This is a genomic window from Neobacillus drentensis (assembly GCF_036966985.1).
GTDB lineage: Bacteria > Bacillota > Bacilli > Bacillales > Cytobacillaceae > Neobacillus > Neobacillus drentensis_E.
Genome location: NZ_JBALSN010000715.1, coordinates 1 through 1,279, shown reverse-complemented (window position 1 = coordinate 1,279; position 1,279 = coordinate 1). Strand labels below are relative to the sequence as shown.

Genomic DNA, 1,279 nt, shown 5'->3' with positions numbered 1-1,279 from the left:
GGCACATATTTTTCTTGTGAACACTCGTGTTCCAAGATCTTGGGAAAATGATGTGAATGCAGTCATTGAGCGTGTGGCCAATCAACATCACAATGTGAGCTTAGTCGATTGGCATTCCGCCGCTACCGGACAGCCGTCCTATTTTCAGCCAGATGGTGTTCATCTTTCCACAAAAGGCTCTGCCACATTGCCTGAGCTCATTAAAGCTAGTATCAAGAAAAAAGGAGATGTGTCCTCGTCATAATAAGAACACTAGCATCCTGTGAAGAGAGATTCAAAAAAGACATGCTTTCCTATGATTGGAGGCATGTCTTTTTTGTGATGGATGAGCACGGAGCTGCATTATGTTTTACTTTTAAAAGACCAAACGATGACAGGGATGAGAATTAACGATAAAATTCCTCCGCTTAAAGATAATGTAGCATAACTCGTATTCGCCACGACCATTCCTGAAAGGGCACCGCCAGAAGCACCTGCTAACGCAACAAAAACATCGAGTGTTCCTTGGGTTTTTGCCCGGGTTGATGGTTCTGTAGCATCCACTATTTGAGCAGTACCACTAATTAAACCAAAGTTCCATCCCAATCCAAGTAAAGATAAAGCAATGATTAATAGAATCATTGAATCACTTGGTGCGAATGCTGCTAATAAACCAGCAAGTAACAGTGTGATGCCCGACGCTATGCTCATAGCTGTTCGTCCTAGTTTATCTACAAGTACACCCGTGATAGGTGAAGGAAGATACATGGCCCCTATATGAAAACCAATCACAATGCCCACTTCGGCTAATCCATGACCATGATGCTGCATATGCACCGGTGTCATGGTCATGAGTGCCACCATGACAATTTGAGTTAAGATCATCACTGTGGCCCCTACTGTAAGCCCTTTTTTATCTATTTTTTTATCAGCAGCATCTCGTTTATTTCCATGCCCATGTTCTGCTTTGTAAGTTGCTATTCTTCGGGCAATGTCTAATGGATCAGGACGCAGCAGAATAAAAAGCACAAGACCAGCTACAATAAATGCTGCTGCTGATAAAATAAAAGGACCAGCAAGTGCTGGAACACCAATGGACACTGCAAATTTACCCATCACTTCAACTAAATTCGGACCTGCTACTGCTCGAAATGTTGTCATAACCATTGTTGTACTAATGGCAGTTGCACGCTGTTTAGAATTCGCTAAGTCCGTCCCCGCATAACGCGCTTGTAAGTTCGTGGATGTTCCTGCTCCGTAAATGAAGAGCGATGCAAATAATAAAATGACACTATTCATC

Annotated in this window: 1 protein-coding gene and 1 pseudogene; one reads left to right on the top strand and one right to left on the bottom strand. The window is 42.8% G+C overall.

Translation table 11 applies throughout. The annotated features are described in order from the left end of the window. Positions 1–244 (top strand): annotated as a pseudogene (locus tag V7659_RS30915) (acetyltransferase); the annotation flags it as partial. A 98-nt stretch (positions 245–342) separates the two neighbouring features. Here V7659_RS30915 and V7659_RS30910 read toward each other — a convergent pair. Further along, positions 343–1,279: MFS transporter (locus V7659_RS30910; protein WP_335543819.1), on the bottom strand; the 937-nt coding region annotated here is incomplete at its 5' end.